The 21,716-nt window shown below is 44.7% G+C and carries 15 protein-coding genes, 1 other RNA gene, 1 pseudogene and 2 other annotated features; of the genes and pseudogenes, 1 reads left to right on the top strand and 16 read right to left on the bottom strand.

What is annotated here, in order from left to right; translation table 11 throughout:
- The first annotated feature begins 321 nt into the window (after positions 1 to 321).
- Positions 322 to 1,581 (top strand): IS4 family transposase, encoded by a 1,260-nt coding sequence (locus tag CCC70_RS00155; protein WP_287084042.1) that lies wholly within the window; start codon positions 322 to 324, stop codon positions 1,579 to 1,581.
- Between the two features lie 489 nt (positions 1,582 to 2,070).
- Here the strand turns inward: CCC70_RS00155 and CCC70_RS00160 are convergent.
- The 16 genes and pseudogenes from CCC70_RS00160 to CCC70_RS00235 all read right to left on the bottom strand — a co-directional run.
- Positions 2,071 to 2,337 (bottom strand): annotated as a pseudogene (locus CCC70_RS00160) (hypothetical protein); the annotation flags it as partial.
- A 48-nt stretch (positions 2,338 to 2,385) separates the two neighbouring features.
- Complete coding sequence (locus tag CCC70_RS00165) at positions 2,386 to 3,603, bottom strand: OmpA family protein (RefSeq protein ID WP_287084036.1); 1,218 nt, start codon at positions 3,601 to 3,603, stop codon at positions 2,386 to 2,388.
- Positions 3,604 to 3,617: 14 nt separating this feature from the next.
- Positions 3,618 to 5,279, bottom strand: a complete 1,662-nt coding sequence (locus CCC70_RS00170; protein ID WP_287084037.1) for a MotA/TolQ/ExbB proton channel family protein — start codon at positions 5,277 to 5,279, stop codon at positions 3,618 to 3,620.
- A gap of 144 nt (positions 5,280 to 5,423) precedes the next feature.
- Positions 5,424 to 5,636, bottom strand: coding sequence for a ferrous iron transport protein A (locus tag CCC70_RS00175; protein ID WP_044962386.1), 213 nt, complete (start codon positions 5,634 to 5,636; stop codon positions 5,424 to 5,426).
- A gap of 295 nt (positions 5,637 to 5,931) precedes the next feature.
- Entirely contained in the window at positions 5,932 to 6,540 is a 609-nt protein-coding gene (locus CCC70_RS00180; protein ID WP_021652918.1) for a histidine phosphatase family protein, read from the bottom strand.
- Positions 6,540 to 8,957 (bottom strand): phenylalanine--tRNA ligase subunit beta, encoded by a 2,418-nt coding sequence (gene pheT / locus CCC70_RS00185; RefSeq protein ID WP_015526758.1) that lies wholly within the window; start codon positions 8,955 to 8,957, stop codon positions 6,540 to 6,542. Before pheT ends, CCC70_RS00180 begins: the two co-directional genes overlap by 1 nt.
- A gap of 66 nt (positions 8,958 to 9,023) precedes the next feature.
- Complete coding sequence (gene pheS / locus CCC70_RS00190) at positions 9,024 to 10,043, bottom strand: phenylalanine--tRNA ligase subunit alpha (RefSeq protein WP_044962388.1); 1,020 nt, start codon at positions 10,041 to 10,043, stop codon at positions 9,024 to 9,026.
- A gap of 95 nt (positions 10,044 to 10,138) precedes the next feature.
- Positions 10,139 to 10,360, bottom strand: a binding site (T-box leader).
- A gap of 47 nt (positions 10,361 to 10,407) precedes the next feature.
- The gene (locus CCC70_RS00195; protein WP_287084038.1) at positions 10,408 to 11,301 is read right to left on the bottom strand and encodes a YihY/virulence factor BrkB family protein; all 894 of its coding nucleotides are present in this window, start codon (positions 11,299 to 11,301) and stop codon (positions 10,408 to 10,410) included.
- 25 nt (positions 11,302 to 11,326) lie between these two features.
- Entirely contained in the window at positions 11,327 to 11,914 is a 588-nt protein-coding gene (locus tag CCC70_RS00200; protein WP_129975315.1) for a GNAT family N-acetyltransferase, read from the bottom strand.
- A gap of 35 nt (positions 11,915 to 11,949) precedes the next feature.
- On the bottom strand, positions 11,950 to 13,008 hold the full coding sequence (locus tag CCC70_RS00205) for an aldose epimerase family protein (protein ID WP_287084039.1): 1,059 nt from the start codon (positions 13,006 to 13,008) through the stop codon (positions 11,950 to 11,952).
- A 59-nt stretch (positions 13,009 to 13,067) separates the two neighbouring features.
- A non-coding RNA gene (gene ssrS / locus CCC70_RS00210) (6S RNA) lies at positions 13,068 to 13,245 on the bottom strand.
- Positions 13,246 to 13,327: 82 nt separating this feature from the next.
- Positions 13,328 to 14,818, bottom strand: coding sequence for a threonine synthase (gene thrC / locus CCC70_RS00215; RefSeq protein ID WP_021652923.1), 1,491 nt, complete (start codon positions 14,816 to 14,818; stop codon positions 13,328 to 13,330).
- A gap of 216 nt (positions 14,819 to 15,034) precedes the next feature.
- Complete coding sequence (locus CCC70_RS00220) at positions 15,035 to 15,868, bottom strand: cell wall hydrolase (protein WP_287084040.1); 834 nt, start codon at positions 15,866 to 15,868, stop codon at positions 15,035 to 15,037.
- A 486-nt stretch (positions 15,869 to 16,354) separates the two neighbouring features.
- A complete protein-coding gene (locus CCC70_RS00225; protein WP_287084041.1) occupies positions 16,355 to 18,301 on the bottom strand; it encodes a DUF2142 domain-containing protein in 1,947 nt (648 codons plus the stop codon).
- Between the two features lie 123 nt (positions 18,302 to 18,424).
- Positions 18,425 to 20,080, bottom strand: coding sequence for a 2-isopropylmalate synthase (locus tag CCC70_RS00230; RefSeq protein WP_015526768.1), 1,656 nt, complete (start codon positions 20,078 to 20,080; stop codon positions 18,425 to 18,427).
- Between the two features lie 97 nt (positions 20,081 to 20,177).
- Positions 20,178 to 20,451 (bottom strand) — a binding site (T-box leader).
- A 148-nt stretch (positions 20,452 to 20,599) separates the two neighbouring features.
- Positions 20,600 to 21,280 carry a VanZ family protein gene (locus CCC70_RS00235; RefSeq protein WP_227589151.1) on the bottom strand — a complete coding sequence of 227 codons (681 nt, stop codon included), beginning with the start codon at positions 21,278 to 21,280 and terminating at the stop codon, positions 20,600 to 20,602.
- Positions 21,281 to 21,716 lie beyond the last annotated feature (436 nt).

Raw genomic sequence — 21,716 nt, forward strand, 5'->3', positions numbered from 1 at the left:
TCTTATTTGTAATTTTTAGGATTATCTTTATTGTTGTTTATCGTGTTGTTTTTTTAATAATAAGTCTCTTCGCTGGATGGCGCTACGCCGGTCGCATTTTCAATGCGGGAATATGCAGGGGGAAGGCCATCTCAGAGTTCCGTAGCCCGAAGGCAATGTCATTTAGTTAGGGACGCCCTATTCCCAAAAGTTACAGTGTATGGTAAAAAAAGACTATACACTGTAACTTTTTTTATTATGCAAAGGAGATGTGCCTATGAATTCAGCGTTTACTTATAATTATGAATTGCTCATGTCACTCATTTCTGAACTGGAGAGCGAATAAACTCTTTTGTCACCAGACCTGGTATTGATTTTTCCAGGAAACGTAAGATATCTTTCCAGGATACGATCCTTTTTCTTTTAACTATGAGGGGCGGTTCTCTCAATACAGCATTTTTTGATTTCTTTTCATGCCGGTCTCAAAAAGATCTCCCATCCCTTTCTGCTCTCCAGCAGCAACGGGCCAAGATACATCCGGATGCTTTTTATCATCTTCTGCACCGTTTTTCACGATCACTTCCCTCTGAACATGATTATGAGGGTTTTCAGCTTCTTGCATGTGATGGCTCGGATCTGAACATCTTTTATAATCCGGATGATAAAGACAGCTGTAAGCCTTCCGGTTCCGGAAAAAAAGGCTCCAATCAGCTTCATCTTCATGCCCTATATGATCTTTGTAATAAAAAATATGTGGATGTCCTTATTGAAAAAACAATGGTCAGCAATGAATCCCGTGCATTGATACAAATGCTGCGGAATATACCTCACCCTGACAGAACGATCATACTGGCCGATCGCGGATATGAAACTTACCATGTCTTTGCACACATCATGGCAAAAGGTCTCTCCTTTGTCATCCGTACAAAAGATATTTTCAGCAAAGGAGGCATTTCCTGCGGCTTTCGTCTTCCGGACCGGGAACTGGATGAAGGGCTGGATTTTTTTATTACGCGTAGTACGGTCCACTCTAAACGGGACCCGATAAGATATAAAAAACTTTCTCCCAGATCTGCATTTGACTTTCTGAATCTGGAAAAAGATGGCAAACAGGCTGTTTATCCCATGCACCTGCGGCTGGTACGTTTTCAGCTGGATACAGGGGAATATGAATGTATTGTCACGAATCTGGGAAAAGACCGTTTTCCTCCGGAAAAAATAAAAGAACTATATCATTTAAGATGGGGGATCGAGACTTCATTCCGAAAACTGAAATATAATATCGGGGTATCGAATCTTCATTCAAAGAAGGCGGAATATGTAGAACAGGAAATATACGCACGTATCATCATGTACAATTTCTGCGAATCAGTTACCGCACATGTAACTGTCAAACAGAAAGACCAAAAATACGTTTATCAGATAAATTTCACAATGGCTGTACATATCTGCAAAATTTTCCTGCAAAAAAGCTGTTCCACAATTCCGCCGCATATCGAGACACTCTTGCTGCAATACCTGACTCCGGTCAGACCCGGCCGGAAATTCCCCCGTTCCAAGAAGATGAAAGGTTTTGTAGCCTTTGGATATAGAGTATCTTAATATAAGAATACTATAATTTTTAAGAATAGAAAAGAGATTGTTTAAAAACTGTAATTGCCTGCCAAGGGGGAAGTCTGTGCGTTTTGGGGTATTATATAATGAAAACTTACAGCATAACTTATATCCTAAAAATATTTTTTAATAAAAAGTCCCTAACTAAATGACATTGGCCCGAAGGCCCTCCCCCTGCACCCCCACCCTCTTGGGCACGGAAGGAGTTCTGCGTTGTTGTGTGTTGCTGCGTTGTTGACTTTTGTCTGTATGCTGCGGTACTCAGAATGGAACGCTGTGCCGATCTGGTTTCTGTATTCTTCGGTACTTATGGTGGTACGCTGTGCCGATCTGCAATCTGGTTCTGGGATTCTTCGGGTACTTATAGTGGTACGTTGTGCCGATCTGGTTCCTGTATTCTTCGATATTTATGGTGGTACGCTGAGCCGGGCTGCTGCGGAGGAGGGGTGATTACTACTTGGACTGCGGGAGACGGCGTTATTGCGGCAGGGCCTGCTGTCTGAGCCGAAGGCGAGTTCTGTACTTGGCGATCTTTGTGATCCCTTTCACAAAGGCGACCGTCGTCAGACCTGTATCTCCCGCAAAAATTCCCGGATACGCCGGACTCTCACCCATATAACCATGTGTAACCATTGATGCAGGGATATGGATACGGGTAAGACTTATACATTGCTTAAATGCACCTGCTTCTACCACCACCCCATTATCCAGAATGTGGATGGAAGAAAGGGATGTACAGCCGGAAAAAGTTCCTCTTCCACTGCCTGTTCCACACTCTCTTCTGCTGAAAAATCAGCTGCACTGACCAGCATTCCCGAATCCAGGCTGCCAGCCAGAAGCGTCATTGTCAGCATCAATGCCAGTTTTCTTTTCATACCCAATCCTCCCTAATAAAATATAAAACAGCCATATTTTATTACTGCTTATTATCCTGATTTTCTTTCTATTCTTTTCTTTTTTCTGAGCAGCACTGTCGGACTCTGCAGAATCTCCCTGCATGATCTTATTCAGTTCCTGGATCATCTCTTCATCCTTCAAACGGAATTTTACCTCTACACGTCTGGACGCATCCTTATCTACATTTCCTTCTGCATCCAAAACCGGATCTGACATGGAATGCCCATTCACTGTCAGACAATCCTTCAGTTCCTGAACCTGTGAATCCTTCAGAAAATCACTCTTAATATCCAAAAGATACTGCGCTACCGCTAGAGACCTCTTCTGTGACAGCTCCAGGTTATAACTGTAATCTCCGTCTGTATCCGTATAACCATCAATAATGATCTCGCCAAGATATTTCTTATAGGAATCATCCAGCAATACCTTACAATATGTCGGCAGTACCATAGACAATGTCATCTTACCGGAATCGGTAAGCTCTGCCTGATCATAATCAAACATAACATTGGCATTCAACGTCAGCGCACCTGTCTGTGGATCAATATCCACATTGAGGTTCTTTTTCTCAAATTCCTTCTGCAAAGCTTCCACAACCTCCGCTTTCACGCCGATGATCTTGTCGATCTTCTCCTGTTGCTCTTCCAGAAGCTCTGTTTTTTCATCCAGCGCAGACTGCTGCTCTTTCAGTGTATCCTGCTGACTGGAAAGCTTCTTTTTCTGAGAGGACAGCTTTTTCTGCTGTTCTTTCAACTTCTTCTGCTGTGCCTCCAGTGTTTCCTGCTGTTTGGCAAGCTTCTCCGCCAGAGAAGACAGTTCTTCATCCTGAGATTTGATCTGCTTGTCCTTGGACTTGATCTGCTCATCCTGGCTTTTTAATGTCCCCGCCTGCTCATCCAGCGCATTCTGTTTTTCCAGAAGCTCTTCTGTATATTTTTCCTGAAGAGCGATTTTTTCATCCCGTTCCTTCAGACTGTCCTGATAGCTCTTCTGTGCCTGAAAAAGTGTCACACACATGATCAGAACAAAAAGCAGCAAAACTCCTGCCATCATATCCGAATAAGAACGCCAGACATTAAACCCATGCTCCTCCGGCTTTCTTTTTTTGCGCATTGACAATTCCTCTCTTATTTAAATAAACCAAAACGGCTTTTCTGTGCTGCCTTCGTTGCCTCACGGATACTGCGCTCGATCTCATCCAGCAGCGCTTCCTGTCTTGCACCCTGTCCTTCCAGAAGATCCTCCAGACCCGTCAGCTTATCCTTAAGTTCCTGGATACCGGCATTGCTTCCATAGCCCCAGGGCTGTCCGGCGATCAGATGGATATCACGGTTATTTTTTGCCGTCTTGATCTCAGAAAGAAGCCTGCGTACCTCATCCAGAACACTGTTGACCATCTTCTGGCTCTCGGTAAATTCTTTCACTCTGGCTTCAAAATCTTCGATCATCTTCTTATCTTCACGAAGAAGCTCCTCGCTGATCCTATTGGAATCCGCAACTGCTTTCATCCCTTCTGCAGCACTGTCCACATACTGGCGCATAGATGCATTGCAGGTTTTCCAGAGATCTGCGGATTCTTTTTCATTTTCATGCATATGCCGGGCAAACTTTTCGTAATCCTGTTTCTGCAGCTGCTGGATCATCTGATTATCCCGGATAATACGGTCTGCAGTCTTCATATAACGGCTCTGCATCTCATCGATTTCCTTAATGGCATCCTTCATGGCACGTTCCTGCTTCGTAAAAGTTTCACTCAGCTGACTGCTCATGGTCTTGTACAATTCTGATGTATATTCTGTATTCTCCTTCTGCACCTTCTTAAGTTCTGCCAGAGCATCATTAAAATCTTCAAACTGCATCTGAAAGGACCCATGCATCTCGCTTAAAAACGTATCCAGGATCTCCCGGATCGCATCCTGCTGCCCTTTTGTCACAGATGCGGTAAGAACGTCCAGAGAATCATTCATCTTCTGAAAAGTAGGTGTGATCACTTTCTCAAAGCTATCTGCCATCTGCACAGAAAACTGTTCCGCCATCTGTTTCATGGCTACTGTCTGTGTCTTCTGGCTGGAAACAAGGAGATTCCAGGACTCATTCTCCGCAGTAGGGAGCACCAGTGCGTGAAAACGATCCAGAAAATCCTGCATCGCCTGGGACATCGCAGAATATCCGCTTTTCATCCCAAATGTGTACACAACAGAAAGTGCAACTCCATAAATGGAAGTCAAAAACGCAACTTTGATACCATCTACAAGAGCGGATACCGAGCTTGTCATCACTTCATAATCTGTGGGCTGGAAGTTCTTAAGTCCCCACACAAGACCGATAAATGTTCCAAGGATACCAAGGCTTGTAAAAATGTCCGGAGCCATCTCAAGGAGTCTCTTGTGGATATGTACATCTACATCCTCAATATTCACAAAATCCTCTACTTCAGCGATCCCTTCTTCCGTTCTGCTGATGCTGTCAACAAAATCATCCATCTTTTTGTCGAGATAGCGGTCACCGAAAATCCCTCGCAGCTGCCCAATCTCTTCTTTTCTGGCTCTTCCCGGAAGCTGAAACACTTCTGTGATCTCACCAGAGCCATGCTTCAGTGCTCTTGATAGGTTATCCATCCGATATAAACCTGCAAAAAGCCCCACTGCGTATATGATCAGCATAAGTCCCAGAAATGTAAAATTATAAAGCAACACATTCCCGGAGCCTTTTCCAACATAAGCAGTCAGGGTTGCCGCGGCCACTGTTACTGCCAGAAACAGCACTGTATTCATAAACTTTTTTCCCATAATATGCCTCCCCTGTCTTTATTTTTGAAAAAAGTTACTCTTTTGTTCCCATACTATCATAACATCTTCCCTAAAACAACCAGAAAGGACAATTCCTTCGCCAAAAGAATTGTCCTTTCGTCTTTTTTCTATTTATACTTTTATTTATACTTTTATACGGCAGGCTGCATCATCGCTGATCAGGATCCTGCGTCCGCAAACACCTACGATCACTCCGCCAAGTATCCTGCTTATGATCTGTACGGTCTTTCCTTCACTGACATCATATTGCCTGATCTGTTCCATAGTCTCCGGCATTCCGGTCATCCACTTGATCGTGTAGCTTTCCCCTGCTTTTGTCTCATTTAATGACTGCATATACTCACCCCATTCCATATATCACATCGCTATCAGTAATTATCCTCTATCCGTAGGCGGATATTCGCAATCCGCACTTGGTTAAATGATTTCATATAATTCCAACACAATTCTGCATCTTTATATAATTAGTAAAGTTTAACTTTTATTTTTCTGAATTATTCATTACTTTTATATATTTTATCTCATTTTACCTCAATTAGTCAATCATAACCTGTGAAATTCCACCAATAAAAACAAGCAAAAAAGAAACGCAGAACAGCCATTACAGTTATTCTGCGTTTCTCATTATTTTCTATGCATAAACTCTATCTTCTTCCAGAAGCGTTGTCTTTCCATTCTTTACTTCCACAAGATTAACACAGCAGTTTGGCGGCACGGAGCCTCTCCAGAAATTCTCCGGATCAGGATCTACATTCTGAAGAAGAGCACGGACTGCACATCCATGAGAGGCAACAAGAATTGTTTTATCCGCAAGAGTCGGATCTGATGTTATTTCATCCCAGAAATCCTTTGTCCTGGCGATCACATCAAAAATGTCCTCGCCCTTTTCCGGTCGTTTAAAATTTACCGGATCACGGAAAAAAGTCTCGATCTGCGGATCGATATAATTGCCATCTGCATCTCTTACCTGATCACCCTCCAGCACGCCAAAATCGATCTCCTGGATCCGCTTATCCGGTATGATCGGAACATCACGTTTCCCCAGAACATATTCTGCCGTCTGTTTTGCCCTTGAGAGCGGACTTGTAAAACAGATATCAAACTTCACATTACGGAGAGCTTCTCCGGTTTTTTCTGCAAGAAGGATCCCTTCCTTCGCAAGAGGTACATCCGCTGCACCCTGAAGCTTTTTTAATTTATTCCACTCAGTCAGGCCATGTCTTACAATGTAGATCAGCATCAGCTTCTCAGCTCGATTCCAAGTCCGTTAAGACCATTCATGATCTTTTTCATTGCTGCGGAGATCTCGTTTTCACCAAGAGTCTTGTCATGGGCACGGAATACCAGAGAATAAGCCATGGATTTGAAACCTTTCTCAATCTGTGCGCCCTCGTAGATATCGAACAGCTGATAACTCTCAAGAATATTTCCGCCTCTCTGATCAAAAATCTCCTCAATCTGTCCTGCGAGAACTGCATGGGGAACTACAAGGCTCAGGTCACGAGTTACAGCCGGATATTTGGCAATTCCTGTATATTTGTGGTTGAAACCAGCAAATTCCAGAACATCCAGAATGTCAATCACTGCGATATATGCTTTTTCTCCGATAGAGTAATTATCTGCAACAGCCGGATGAACCTCACCTAAGTATCCAACTACCTTACCCTCGTAGATCATGTTAGCCTGTCTTCCCGGATGAAGGAATGGTTTTCCGCTGTTTGGATCGTAGGTAACCTTTTTCTTCATTCCGATCTTCTCGAAGAACTCCTCGCATACACCCTTCATATCAAAGAAATCGCCTTTTCCGTACATTCCAAGTGTAAACATGGTACGCTCATCCGGAAGCTCTGTAACCGGGAGGGACTTCGGAAGATAGATATTTCCAAGCTCGTAAAGACGAACATCTTTATTACGTCTGTTATAGTTTGTGGAAAGGGATGCCAGCATACCGTTCAGTGTGCTTGTACGCATGATACTGTAGTCCTCTCCAAGAGGATTGCTGATGGTGATGACTTTACGAAGATCACTGTCCTCAGGAATACAAAGCTTGTCAAATACCTTCGGGCTTTCGAAAGAATAGGACATTCCCTCTGAGAATCCGCAGTATTCTGCGATATCTCTTGCAACCTCCTGGATACGAAGCTTAAATGGCAGCTTACCTGTAGTAGCCTCTCCTGTAGGAAGTGTCATCGGGATCTTATCATAGCCATAGAATCTTGCAACCTCCTCTGCAACATCTGCATTACAGTGGATATCCTGACGGAATGTCGGTGCAACGATCTCGTCTGTTTTTTCATCATAAGCCAGTTCTACACGTCCAAGATAATCGATCATCTCTTCTTTTGTAAGGCTGGTTCCAAGAAGCTTGTTGATCTTCTCAGGCTCAAATTTTACTCTGGATGGCTCTCTTGTCTCGCTGCAGACATCAACCATTCCGCCTACAACCTCACCTGCACCAAGTTCTTCCATCAGCTGGCATGCACGGTCAATTGCAGCCTGTGCATTGTTCGGGTCAAGACCCTTCTCAAATTTACCGGATGCATCTGTACGAAGTCCGATCCTCTTGGAAGAAAGACGGATGCTGGTTCCATCGAAGCACGCCGCCTCAAAAAGAACCGTTTTTACATCGTCTGTGATCATGGAATTCTCTCCACCCATGATACCTGCGATGCCGACAGCCTTCTCACCGTCACAGATCATCAGAACGTTCTCATCCATGATACGCTCCTGGCCATCCAGTGTGACGAATTTCTCATCTTTTCCTGCACGGCGTACAACGATCTCCTGATTTGCGATAGTATCCAGATCATATGCATGCATTGGCTGTCCAAACTCTTCCATTACATAGTTTGTGATATCAACCAGGTTGTTGATCGGGCGGATTCCATTGGAAGCCAGACATCTCTGCATCCACTTCGGGGACGGACCGATCTTGACATTTTTTACAACTCTTGCGCAGTAACGCGGGCAAAGCTCCGGATCCTCTACAGTAACCTTTACATAATCGGAAGCTTTCTCATCATTTTCCTTAACCTCTACAATCGGCGGACAGAATTTCTTCTGGAAGGTTGCTGCTGCCTCTCTTGCGATTCCAAGAACACCGTAGCAATCTACACGGTTGGAAGTGATCTCATACTCAAATACCACATCGTCAAGGCCAAGTGCCTTAACAGCGCTCTCACCCACAACTGCGTCCTCAGGAAAAATATAGATTCCGTATTCCGGTGCTTCCGGATACATTTCTCTGGTGCTTCCAAGTTCCTCGATAGAGCACATCATACCAAAGGACTCAACGCCACGGAGTTTGCCTTTTTTGATCTTGATCCCTCCGGGAGTCATTTTTCCATCATGGCCACCTGCAACACGTCCGCCATCAAGAACAACCGGAACCTTATCTCCTTCTTTTACATTTGGAGCGCCTGTTACGATCTGCACACTCTCAGTTCCGATATTTACCTGGCAGATGATCAGCTTATCTGCATCCGGATGCTTCTCGATCTTATCGATCTGGCCGATCACGATCTTATCGAGATCTGCATCCAGCTCTGTAAAGCCCTCTACCTTTGTGCCTGTTAAGGTCATGGCATCTGTATATTCCTGTGCCGTTACATCCAGATCCGGCACATATGTTTTAATCCAAGATAATGAAGTATTCATTTTGGTTGTCCCTTCTTTTTTCTATATTTACTGTCAGACGGATACTCATGATCCGTGTTCACTGTTTTAGAACTGTTTCAGGAATCTGCTGTCGTTCTCATAGAGAAGACGCATATCATCGATCTCATATTTCAGAAGTGCGATACGCTCCAGACCTACACCAAAGGCAAATCCTGTATACTCATCCGGATCGATCCCGCACATACGGAGAACATTCGGATGAACCATACCACAGCCAAGGATTTCGATCCAGCCGGAACCTTTACAGAAACGGCAGCCTTTTCCGCCGCATTTGAAGCAGGAAACATCAACCTCAGCGCTCGGCTCTGTGAACGGGAAATGATGCGGACGGAATTTGGTCTTTGTCTCCGGTCCGAACAGCTCTTTTGCAAACTCCTGAAGGGTTCCCTTAAGATCTGCAAACGTAACATTCTTATCAATAACAAGGCCCTCGATCTGATGGAAGGAAGGTGAATGTGTTGCATCTACCTCGTCAGAACGGAATACACGGCCAGGTGCGATCATACGGATCGGAAGCTTGCCTTTTTCCATCTCACGTGCCTGCACCGGTGATGTCTGGGAACGGAGCAGAATGGAATCATTGATAAAGAATGTATCCTGCTCATCTCTTGCCGGATGATCCTCCGGAATATTCAGCTTAGTAAAGTTGTAGTCCGCATACTCAACCTCCGGACCTTCCACAACCTCATAGCCCATTCCGATGAAAATACGCTCAACCTCTTCCAGCGCGATAGTATTCGGATGGCGATGACCGATCTTCGCTTTCTTTGCAGGAAGTGTTACATCGATCACTTCTGCCTTCATTTTTTCCTCACGGACCTTCTCCTCGAAATCCTTTTTGGAGGCTTCCAGAAGTTCTTCGATCTTAGCTCTTGTCTCATTGACAAGCTGTCCAACCTTCGGACGCTCTTCCGGAGCAACATCCTTCATACCTTTTAAGATTGCAGTAAGCTCACCTTTTTTTCCAAGATATGCAACACGCACATCATTCAGCTTATCCAGGCCCTCGGATTCCTCGATCCGTTTTCTGGCATTTTCAGCCAGTTCCTGAAGTCTTTCTTTCATATCCATGGTCTATTTCTCCTTTAATTAAAATGATCAAATGATCCGCCGCCCACCCCGAAGATCCAGATATGGGCAATAAAAAAACCGTCCCTTATAAAAGGGACGGAATATCCGCGGTACCACCCAGTTTCCCATGAAAAGATCACGGGCACCTCTTGTCTGCTTAACGCGCAGCTTACGTCATCTCCTACTGTTACTTCAGAGAGGAAGCTCCGGTGGGAAATTCAAGAACCATCTGAACTCGGGGAAGCTTACAGCCGGTGACTTCCCTTCTCTGTGAGAAAACGATCCTCTATAAACACCTTCACAGCTTTTCTGTCTTTTAATACTATGCCACAAGGTCTGTCTTCTGTCAAGCGCAAAGTCAGGATTCTTTGGTACTGTTTTTTTCATTTTCTTTCTTGGAAAGAAGTGTTTTTACAGATCTCTGGGCCTTTCGGAATTCATTTTCGAAGTAGGCATTAATCTCCGCCCCGTAAAGAAGCAGGTTCATACACACATACAGCCACAGCATTACCATGATCAGCGCAGTCAGACTTCCGTACATATTTCCAAAATTCGGAAAAAATTCAAAATACAGGGAAAATCCATAGGAAAATATCATCCATGCCACTGCGATCATAAATGCACCCGGAAGCTGGCTTTTAAAGGTTGCTTTTCGGTTTGGAAGCACTTTATAAAGGACCAGAAACACTGCAAACAGTACGGCAAATACAAGCAATGTCCTGGCCCCTATAACCTTGGCCAGCAGCCTCCCGAGAATCGGAATGGTTCTCTGTGCAGCTACCTGGATCCGATTACCAAGAACCAGGACCAGAAGAGTGACAATGATCGCCAGCACAAACAACAGCATATAAAAAACCGAATAGATTCTGGTCATCAGCCAGTTTCGGGTTTCCTTTACATGATAAATGGTATTTAAACCATTGGTGATCGCCTGCATTCCCTTTCCGGACGCCCAGAGCGCCATCAGCGCAGACAACGGCACGATGGCTGTACTTCTTTTGTATACTTCTACCACAATGCTCAGCACAAAGGTCTGCAGATTTCCGGGCACAAACCCGATGATGGCATCCCTGACAACATTATAGCTTAAAGGTGTATAACGGATCAGCGTTGTAAGAAACAGTATAAACGGGATAAAAGACATGATCAGAAAATACGCTGCCTGGGCCGCATATGCACTGACATGATCTCCGTTTGCCCTGCGCACAAATCCCAGCATGAGCTGGATTATATTTTTCTTTTCCTCGTCCATGCTGACCTCCCTCAGGTTTCTTTTTTCACCAGGAAAAACGTTCAAATCCGATCTTATCCTGGATTTCCGGAAAAAGCTTTACTTCCGGCTGCAGGCTCTTATGTTCACCTATCATCTTTTCCATCCATACCATATTATACCAACGGTTAAACTTATAGCCGCATCTGTGGAACTCTCCCACACGCTTATAGCCGAAATGCTTATGAAAATCCACACTGGCACTGGTCAGGTATTCATCTTCTTTTGGTGCAACTGCAATGCAGGCGTTCAGGTTCAGAATTCCCATCTCTGCAAGAAGACTCTCCAGGGCTCGATAGAGTCTGCCTCCTGCACCGCTGCCCCGCCGGTCATGCCTCACATAAATGGACATTTCCGCACACCAGCCATAAGCAGCCCTCGGATGAAACGCAGAACCATAAGCATATCCCAGGATCTCTCCGTTCTCTTCTGCCACAATATACGGATATTTCGCCTTTATATCATGGATCCGATGCGTAAACTCTTCTATGGAAGGTGTTTCATATTCAAATGTGATCGCAGTTTTTTCTACGTAGTAGGAATAAATTTCCAAAAGTGTTGCTGCATCCTTCTCTTCTGCCACACGTATCTGCATTGCCTTCTCGCACCTCTTTTAATTCTGTTTGTCTGTTATTTCACAAAGAAACGGTAAACCGTTTCAGAGCTGTACTCTTCACCGGGAAGCAGGATCGGAGAATGGAAATCCTCTACATTGACTGCATTTGGCTCCACCTGTGTCTCCAGGCAGAATCCATAACGTTCATGATAAACATGACCGTTCTTTCCCTTCTCATCCTTAACAAAATTACCTGCATAGAACTGCACACACGGGCAATCGGAGGAAACCTCCATACCGATACCGGATTCCCTGCAGTATGCAGTAGCGATCGAACGGACATTGCCCTTTGCATAATTATCTGTTACATAGTTATGGTCATAACCGCCTGTAAACTTCAGCTGTTCAAAGTCCGCCTCAATGTCTCTGCCAATCGGTTTGGAAACATTGAAATCCATCGGCGTTCCCGCCACCGGTGCATATTCACCGGTAGGAATGGACTGGCTGTCTTTTACCGGAGTAAAATACTTCGCATGAATACATACTTCCTGGTCAAGCACATCTCCGCTGCCTTCTCCGTTCAGATTAAAATAAGAATGGTTGGTCATATTGGCAACGGTAGCTGCATCAGAGCGTCCTCTGTAAAAAATCTTCAGTTCGTTTTCCTCTGTGAATTCATATTTCACAACAATGGAAAATTCTCCCGGAAATCCGTTCTCTCCATCCGGACTGATGCGGAAGAAATCCACGCTGTTCTTCTCCTGGGAAATTTCTTTTACTTCCCACAGCTTTTTCTCAAAGCCATCCGGACCGCTGTGAAGATTGTTATGATTCTCATTCTCTGCAAGAACCACTTCTTTATCGTCAATAAAAAATCTGGAATTCTCGATACGGTTTCCGCTTCTTCCAATGATTGCACCGAAAAAGCATCCATTAACCTCATATCCCCGGATATCATCATATCCAAGAACCACATCCTTCAGATCTCCGTTCTTATCTGGAACACATATCTTCACCAGGATCGCGCCATACTGAAGTACTTCAGCGTAGGCACCTTTTTTATTCTCAAGATGATAGATCTTTATTTCTTCCCCTGTAGGAAGTGTCCCAAATTTCCTTTCAGAAACACTCATGCTGTAATTCCTCCCATATATGAAAAAAGAGCCACTAACCGGCTCTATGTCTTTAACCGATTAATCCCGGGATGCCGTTCCCTTATTTTTGACGCCTAGCAGATGCTAGGTGGGTATCCTCAACAGTGTCTTCTGCCTACCACGACGTGAGGTCTGACATCCAACCTGCGATTTTGGATTCCCAAAATGTCAATGTAGGTTCAAAAAGAAAAGGGGGATCGAACATTCCAGGATTCGGTTTTCGTTGTTTTTATTATAAACCAGTATTTGTGCTTTTTCAACAGAAAATACATTTTCTTACTGATTTTATTATCAATTATTATTTGATCTTAAGGATATCCTTTACTGCTGCCGGCATATCCACTGCATCTACCACCCTGTCATGAAGAACCGGGGCAGTACGGATTTCTTCAACTGCACGTGGAACAGGTACTCCGGAAAGCGCACTTAATGCGTCTACAAGGCCAAAATCATCCAGATCTTTATGCTCCTCACCAAGTGCTTCCATAACACTTCTTGTGAATTTATACGGACTTGCAGTAGAGGCGATCACTGTCGGAAGATGATCCGCTGTCTCACTTACATACTTCTTATATACGCCGGCTGCAACTGCAGTATGCGTATCGATCACATAATTGCTGTTTTTGTAGATATCACTGATGGCCTGTGCAGTCTCATCTTCACTGCAGAAATTACCATAAAAATCAACAAGCTGTGCTTTCATCTCGTCAGTAATGGTATATTCGCCGCCCTCACTTAAGGATTTCATAAGCTCTGCACATTTTTCAGCATTTTCTCCGGTAAGACGATAGATCAGTCTTTCCAGATTGCTGGAGATCAGGATATCCATGGAAGGAGATGTCGTAAGGATGAAATCTCTTTTTCTGTCATAGGTTCCTGTGCGGAAGAAATCATAAAGAACACGGTTCTCATTCGATGCACAGATCAGCTTGTGGATCGGAAGTCCCATCTGTTTCGCATAGTATGCAGCAAGGATATTTCCGAAGTTTCCGGTAGGAACTACCACATTGATCTCCTGTCCGTCTTTGATCCTGCCGTCGCGTACCAGTGATGCGTAGGCATATACATAATATACGATCTGAGGAACAAGACGTCCGATGTTGATAGAGTTTGCAGAAGAAAACTGGAAGCCTGCCTGATCCAGCTCTGCTGCCAGCTCGTGATCATTGAACATCTTCTTAACTGCAGTCTGGGCATCATCAAAGTTACCGGTAATACCTACTACATAAGTGTTGGCACCCTTCTGAGTTACCATCTGTTTCTCCTGGATCGGGCTGACACCATGCTTCGGATAAAATACAATGATCTTCGTTCCAGGCACATCTGCAAAGCCTGCCATGGCAGCTTTACCGGTATCTCCTGATGTTGCGGTAAGGATCACGATCTCATTCTTAACATTATTCTTCTTCGCTGCAGTTGTCATCAGATGCGGAAGAATGGAAAGTGCCATATCCTTAAATGCGATGGTTGCGCCATGGAACAGTTCCAGAAAATATGCACCATCCGCTTCATGAAGAGGTGCAATCTTTTCTGTATCAAATTTACTGTCGTATGCTTTGTTGATACAGTTCTTAAGCTCATCCTCAGTAAAATCTGTAAGGAAACGGCTCATTACCTCATATGCTGTCTCCTGGTAGGTCATCTGTGCCAGCTTGTCCATTGGTACATCCAGCTGTGGAATGCTTTCAGGCACGAACAGTCCGCCGTCCTCAGAAAGGCCCTTAAGTATGGCCATAGACGCTGTAACTGCCTGCTCTTTTCCTCTGGTGCTCTTGTACAATACCTGCATTGGTGTTCCGCCTTTCTATTGTAAGATATTCGTTTTCTTTTCAACGTTATCACATTATAGCATGGAATTATGGAAAATGCCACCACTTTTAAAAAAGAATCTGTCTTGCCCAATCCCACCCTGTAATCAGACAGATATTCACAGCTTTCGGATAAAAAGAAACCGCCGGTCTGTTTCTGCCGGCGGTTGGTTCCTTCTGTACTGCATCAGTTCTTCCTATTTATATGTATAAAATTCATGGACCCCGTATTTAAAGAGCCTCTTCAGGTCCTTTTCAAACCATTTCACATTATGTTCCTCTGCTGCAGATTTCTGGATAAAGAACAGTGCACCTTCAGAATAATCAGCACCCTTCAGCGCCTGCTTGACCGCTTCCCTTGTTTCATCAGAAACTGCAACTTCATTGATCCTGCCATCATAGGTCGGTGAAAACTGCGGGACGCCGTCACTGTTATCCCAGACAACCTCTGTCACCGTATTCGGAAAATCTTCGCTTTTTACACGGTTCATGATGACATTGGCCACCAGAACACGGCCCTTGATATCTTCACTTCCTGCTTCTGCCTCCACGATCCTCAGAAGTGTATCATAGTCTTCATCTGACATCAGTGTGGGATTTTCTGCCAGTGTGATCGATCTTGCATCAAGTTCATTTACTTTGTTTTCCATAGAGGAGCTTACATTAAGATCTGCAGCAGTATTGGTCACTCTCTGTACTCTCTGGCCTACGATCACCTGCTCACAGGAGCTTCCGATCCTTGTAACCGTGCTTCCGGATAATGGTGTATCCGTAACTCCTGAAACCACACCTGCGATCCCGGTAGGAACAGCAACCTCTTCATAGGGAGAGCTCTCTCCTCCATCTGAAGCTGCATAAACCCTGCCCCCTTCACTTTCTGCAAATGTCCTTGTCCCCAGAGAAATAACCATCGCCAAAACTGCACATAATGTCAGCACTGCAAAACTGCGCGCGGAATTTCCTCCGGTTTTTCCATTTCTACGTTCATCCTGCACTCCGTCAGCCTCACGTAAATCTTTCTCAACTTTCATAATCTCATTCCTTGCGTTTCATTTTCTGTAACAGCCCATAATCCTCCGATGCGATATCACAACCCCCATTATCATCGCTTCCCGGATATTTACGGATCATTACGATTTCCTTTACATGTTTGTAACATTTTTGTAATGTATGGGAAAATTATATTTAATAATATTGAATATGTCAAGCTTTTTCCCGTATTTAACGCTTCAACGGCGGTATTTGTGTTTTATCCACACTTTATCCACATGTATTCCACATTAAATCCACATAAAATCGCGGAGTTATCCACACCCATGCCATATTTCATTTCAGAAAAAAAGACAGATAGCGTCTCCATCTCCGTCCAATGTTGTACACCCACTTTCCGGAAATCGTACTTCTATCTGCCTGTTTATCCTTTTTCAGAACAGTTTTTTCCTCTGTTATTTACAGATTTGATTATAATATTTTGTTTTCAGCCAGTCAAGGATTTTTGCTCGACCAGATCCGACACCTTATGCAAAACGGCACAATGCCTGCACGAAAAGTGTCACATAAACACACAGATCGATACTCCAGGCTCCCAGAAACAGTCCCCATGGTGTTTCCCCGGCTCCTTCGGCAAACCGTTTGGGCTTCAGCGCAAGGATCAGCGGAAAAAGAAGCGGCAGAAAATACCGTCCCTGCACGCCCAGGATCTTATCGTAGCCATAGGCTGTCCACTGTCCGTATAACGTTACAAAGATCAGCGCAAATACCAGGAGACTAACTCCGCCCAGAATACCCTTTGCCGGAAGATCCAGACGGATTCCCGACATATCATCATTCCCGGAAACCTGAAGGACCAGGATCAGAAGATATCCCATTGCCAGCAGGGCACAGACAGGAATGTTCAGCCATCCAAGATTACTTCCTATCATTTCTGTAAGATAGGTCACACCAAAATTATCCAGGCTCCGCACAAAAGTCAGGACAAAGGCAGCCGGATCCTTCAGGATCCCCACAAGCTGTGCAGCTGTATCCACACCTGGCTGTGACTCACAGAGATATCGGGATGCAATGACCAGCCAGCCGAAACTTAAGATCAGGATCACAGTTCCTGCACAGACCACATGAAACCAGTAATTTTTTCTGCTTTTAAACCGTTCTTTCGGGATCAGGAACAGGAGCAGGCAAAACGGCATGTAAACCACTTTGCAAAGACACAGGAATCCGGTCAGCACGTACATCCATATCAGCTGTCTTCTACTCATCACTTCTTTTTGTTTATATCGCATAGCCAGTACAAAGGAAGCCAGAGCAACCGTCAGAGCCAGGGCCAGGGCATCTGCTGACATGGAATTTGCTGACTGGATATTCACAGGTACCAGCCCCAGAAGTACGAGGAAATTTTTCCCAACAGGCGTCAGACGAATGGCAAAGAAAAAGAGCAGTCCAAACATAAGCATATTGGCGATCCTTCCCGCATAGGCAAGAACCATCGGCCGGTCCGTAAACAGATCTGCAATGCGGATCCCTACTGCCTGGGGAAGATACGAAGTAGGTGCATACAAGGCTGTATTTCCAAATCCGTAAAACTGTGTTTTTTCCCGGTCGATACGCTGATCTGCATTCTCTCCGATATCCCATAATGATACATGATCCTTGGCGGAAAATTCCGGAACCAGACCACTGTTAAACGTCCTTCCATATGAGAATAAGTCGTTTCCTCCGTTGCCTTCCGACGTCAGATATCCTCTGGAAACCTCATAGCTTCTCAGATAATGGCTGTACTCATCCGGCGAATTAAAGGCCGGAACCGCCGCCAGCGTACAGATACTCATAAAAATATAAACAACGGCAAACACCACTTCTGCCCGGAGCTGTCTGCGTTTCAGAAATGCAAAGATCACCAGCATCACAGCTGCCGCCGCTCCAATCACCAGAAACACCAGTGATTTTGGAAATGGCCTGGAAATGATCCGATAGGCAAGTGTCTGTGTATCATCCTTCTGGCTCACCAACCCTGCAGCCACTCCGGTATCCCCTTTTGCGCCATCTAAAACGATCCGGAATTTCTGCCCCTTACATTCCGTAAGCTTCTGGTCAAGCCGGAAATACGTGGTATCCCCCGACGATATGGTCAGTCTGCTGGCCTGCCAGCTCTGGATCTCCCTTTCATTCTGATACAGCGTTATCTGAAACGTTCCAGCAACCGATGCACTCTCTGTAGAAAGAAAAAGCTCCACACCGGACAGACGGTTCGTTTTGCAGGTAAACTCCTCTTCAAAGCTTCCTCCCGCACCGATCATAGACCAGGTATCCGGTCTTGCCTGCTGCTTTACATTTCCGAGGATCTCCGAATCACTAAGCAGATATGCGGAAAAGATCAGGATCATTCCCCATATCAGCAGATATTTCAGAGCGTTTTTCAGCTCTGCAGACAGGCTGTATGAGCTCCTGTTTTTTTTCTTATTTTTCATAATATCCCTCTTACTCACTGTTATTTTCACATTCCGCACTATTATAGCATCTGCACGGCAAAAAAAGAAGCTGCGTTTTATGGCAGCTTCTCATTTTTTGTAAACCTATCCGGAACCGGATGCTTATCGATTGTTGATCGCAGTTACCAGTGCATCAATAGAGGCACGGATGATATCCTGATCAACACCCGCTCCCCAGGCAAGCGTTCCATCCGGTTTACGGATTCCCACATAAGCGATAGCCTTGGAGGAAGAACTCTGCTCCAGAGCATGCTCCTGATAAGTCTCCAGTGTGTATTTCAGTTCGTAAGCTTTCTTCAGTGCATTGCTTACCGCATCCAGACGACCATTTCCGGAAGCCTCTGTAACGATGGTTTTTCCACGGAATGTAGAAGTAACCCGTGTTACGATGCCGTCTTCCTTCTGCTGGAAATGAACCTCACTGATGCTGTATGGTTCAACCACATTTTCGAAGGTAGATTTGAACAGACTGAAGATCTCGTCCGGATGAAGCTCTTTGTGCTTGTGATCGGACACTGCTTTGGCTGCATAGCCCATAGCCTCGCGCATTTTCGGAGGAAGGTTCAGGCCAAACTTTGTCTCCAGTATATAGCCTACACCGCCCTTTCCGGACTGGCTGTTGATACGGATAACATCTGCGTCGTAGTTTCTTCCCACATCTGTCGGATCGATCGGCAGATACGGAACAGTCCAGTGCTCCAGATCTCCGTTCTCTCTCCAGTGCATACCCTTTGCGATGGCATCCTGATGCGATCCGGAAAATGCAGCAAATACAAGAGCTCCACTGTACGGACTTCTTTCATAGATCTGCATTCCGGTACATTTCTCATAAACCTCACAAATATGCGGCATATCAGAAAAATCGATCTTCGGGTCCACACCCTGGGAATACATATTCATACCAAGCGTTACAATATCCACATTACCGGTACGCTCACCATTTCCGAACAAAGTTCCCTCAATTCGGTCAGCACCTGCAAGAAGACCCATCTCGGAGTCTGCAACGCCACATCCACGATCATTGTGCGGATGAAGAGAAACGATCACGTTTTCACGGTATTTCAGATTATCACACATGTATTCCACCTGACTTGCATACACATGCGGCATAGAATGCTCAACCGTAACAGGCAGGTTGATGATCGCTTTGTTATCTGCAGTGGGCTGCCATACATCCAGAACCGCATTGCACACCTCCAGTGCATACTCCGGCTCTGTTCCCGTAAAGCTCTCCGGGCTGTACTCAAACTGAAAATTGCCTTCTGTCTCATCAGCCAGCTTTTTCAGAAGTGCAGCGCCATCTACTGCGATCTTCAGGATCTCCTCTTTTGATTTTTTGAATACCTGCTCTCTCTGAGATACGGATGTGGAGTTATATACATGAACGATCGCTTTTGGGGCGCCTTTAACAGCTTCAAAAGTCTTACGGATGATATGCTCTCTTGCCTGAGTCAGCACCTGGATCGTTACATCCTTCGGGATCAGATCCTGCTCGATCAGCGTACGGAGAAACTCATACTCTGTCTCAGAAGCAGCCGGAAATCCAACCTCGATCTCTTTAAAACCAATCTTTACAAGAAGCTTGAAAAATTCCACTTTCTGCTCCAGGCTCATCGGGATCACAAGTGCCTGATTTCCGTCACGAAGGTCTACAGAGCACCAGATCGGGGCCTTATCCACATATTCTTTCTCCGCCCATTTCATACATTTCACCGGCGGCATGTAATACTGACGTTTGTACTTGGATGGTGTCATCATTTTGTTTTCCTCCACTTTCTGTTTCCATTAAAATTTCTCTTTGGTTTCTGTTTTTGATATAAAGACATAAAAAAAATCTTCCGACTCTGCAGATTCTGCAAGAGACGAAAGACAACTGCTGTCCTACGCGGTACCACTCTTATTTCATGAATAAAAATTCACACACTTGACAGATACGGAATGTATATACATCCTTATATCCTCTCCGGATAACGGCGGACACCGTCTGCGTCTACTCTCTTATATAATATATAAAGATTTCAGGCAGATGCTCCGAGGCGAGTTCCACAAATCCCTTCCGCTGCTTCTCACCGGCCAGCAACTCTCTGTGCTCCGTTCTCTTGTGTACTATTCCTCATCTACGCATTTTCTTTTTGAAACTGGTATTAGGTTAACACGTTATGGAAGATTTGTCAATGAAATTTTAACGATGCACCGCGCAAAAATTTCAGTGCATCACTCACGAACAGCAATCCGGGCTGATCCGTTTCTCTGTCTTCCTGCTATCTGCGGCAGACATTATTCGGCTCCCCGCCTGACTGAAAGCTGATGACCAATCCAGTACACAGCCCCGCCAATACCTCCTCCAAGAGTATTATATGTCAGATCAGAAACCTGGAACGTTCCAAGCCTCAGGAAAAGCTGCAGAAGTTCAATGGACAGTGAGAATACAAAGGTAATCTTAAGTCCGGTCCACACAATATTCAAGAATGTTGTTTTTTTCAATATTTTCTTTCCTGCGGTCCAGAACAGCAGGATCGTGAACGGAATGAACAGCATCAGATTCTCAATACACTCAGTTGTGAGATATCTGGTACCATCCTCTCCATATTTCCAGATCCACCAGTTCGCCATCACATCCGAAAGGGGATTCATCCACATATCCCGGTTCAGCAGCGTGCGAAACAAGATCATGGTTGTATAAAAGGTCAGAAAAAACAGCTTCCGAAAAAAAGCATTTCCTCTGAAATACTGCCACCACACGGAAAAAGCTCCCCTGATTCCCCTTCCACCTGTCTCATTATGGTAGGCAAAGAGATAAAAAAACAGTACCATCACAGACAGGATCACAGAAAACCAAAATGGCTGGTACAAAGCTGTCAGTACACTTGTAATAATACTTGATATGATGTCTTTCATTATAAGTCCTTTCACATAAGCCAGACAGTCGACCATTCTTCTATCCGGCAGCTCTGTCATTATTCCTACCTATATTACTACACTCTTCCCACAAAAGCCAGAAAAAGATATCTCTCACTGCTCTGTCAATCGACCTGCATATCGTTTTTATATTCCTGAAAATGTGAGGGTCATGCGGATATTCGCAATTGAAGCAGGGGACTTACTTGATTCGGCTAAACTACAATATTTTTTTATTTTTAACAAATTTTTGTTATATTTTACCAGTAAAACATGCTATAGTTCATAGTAAGAAAAAAATTTCGGAGGTATTTTTAATGAAACGTGATCTGAAAAAAATCGTAAGCCAGATGACGCTGGAAGAAAAAGCCGGCATGTGCTCAGGTCTTGATTTCTGGCATCTGAAACATGTGGAACGCTTGGGGATCCCGGAAGTAATGGTCAGCGACGGCCCTCACGGACTTCGTAAGCAGGATGACAAGGGCGATCATCTTGG

The organism is Blautia sp. LMAG:89 (genome assembly GCF_008679485.1).
Classification (GTDB): Bacteria; Bacillota; Clostridia; order Lachnospirales; family Lachnospiraceae; genus Blautia_A; species Blautia_A fusiformis.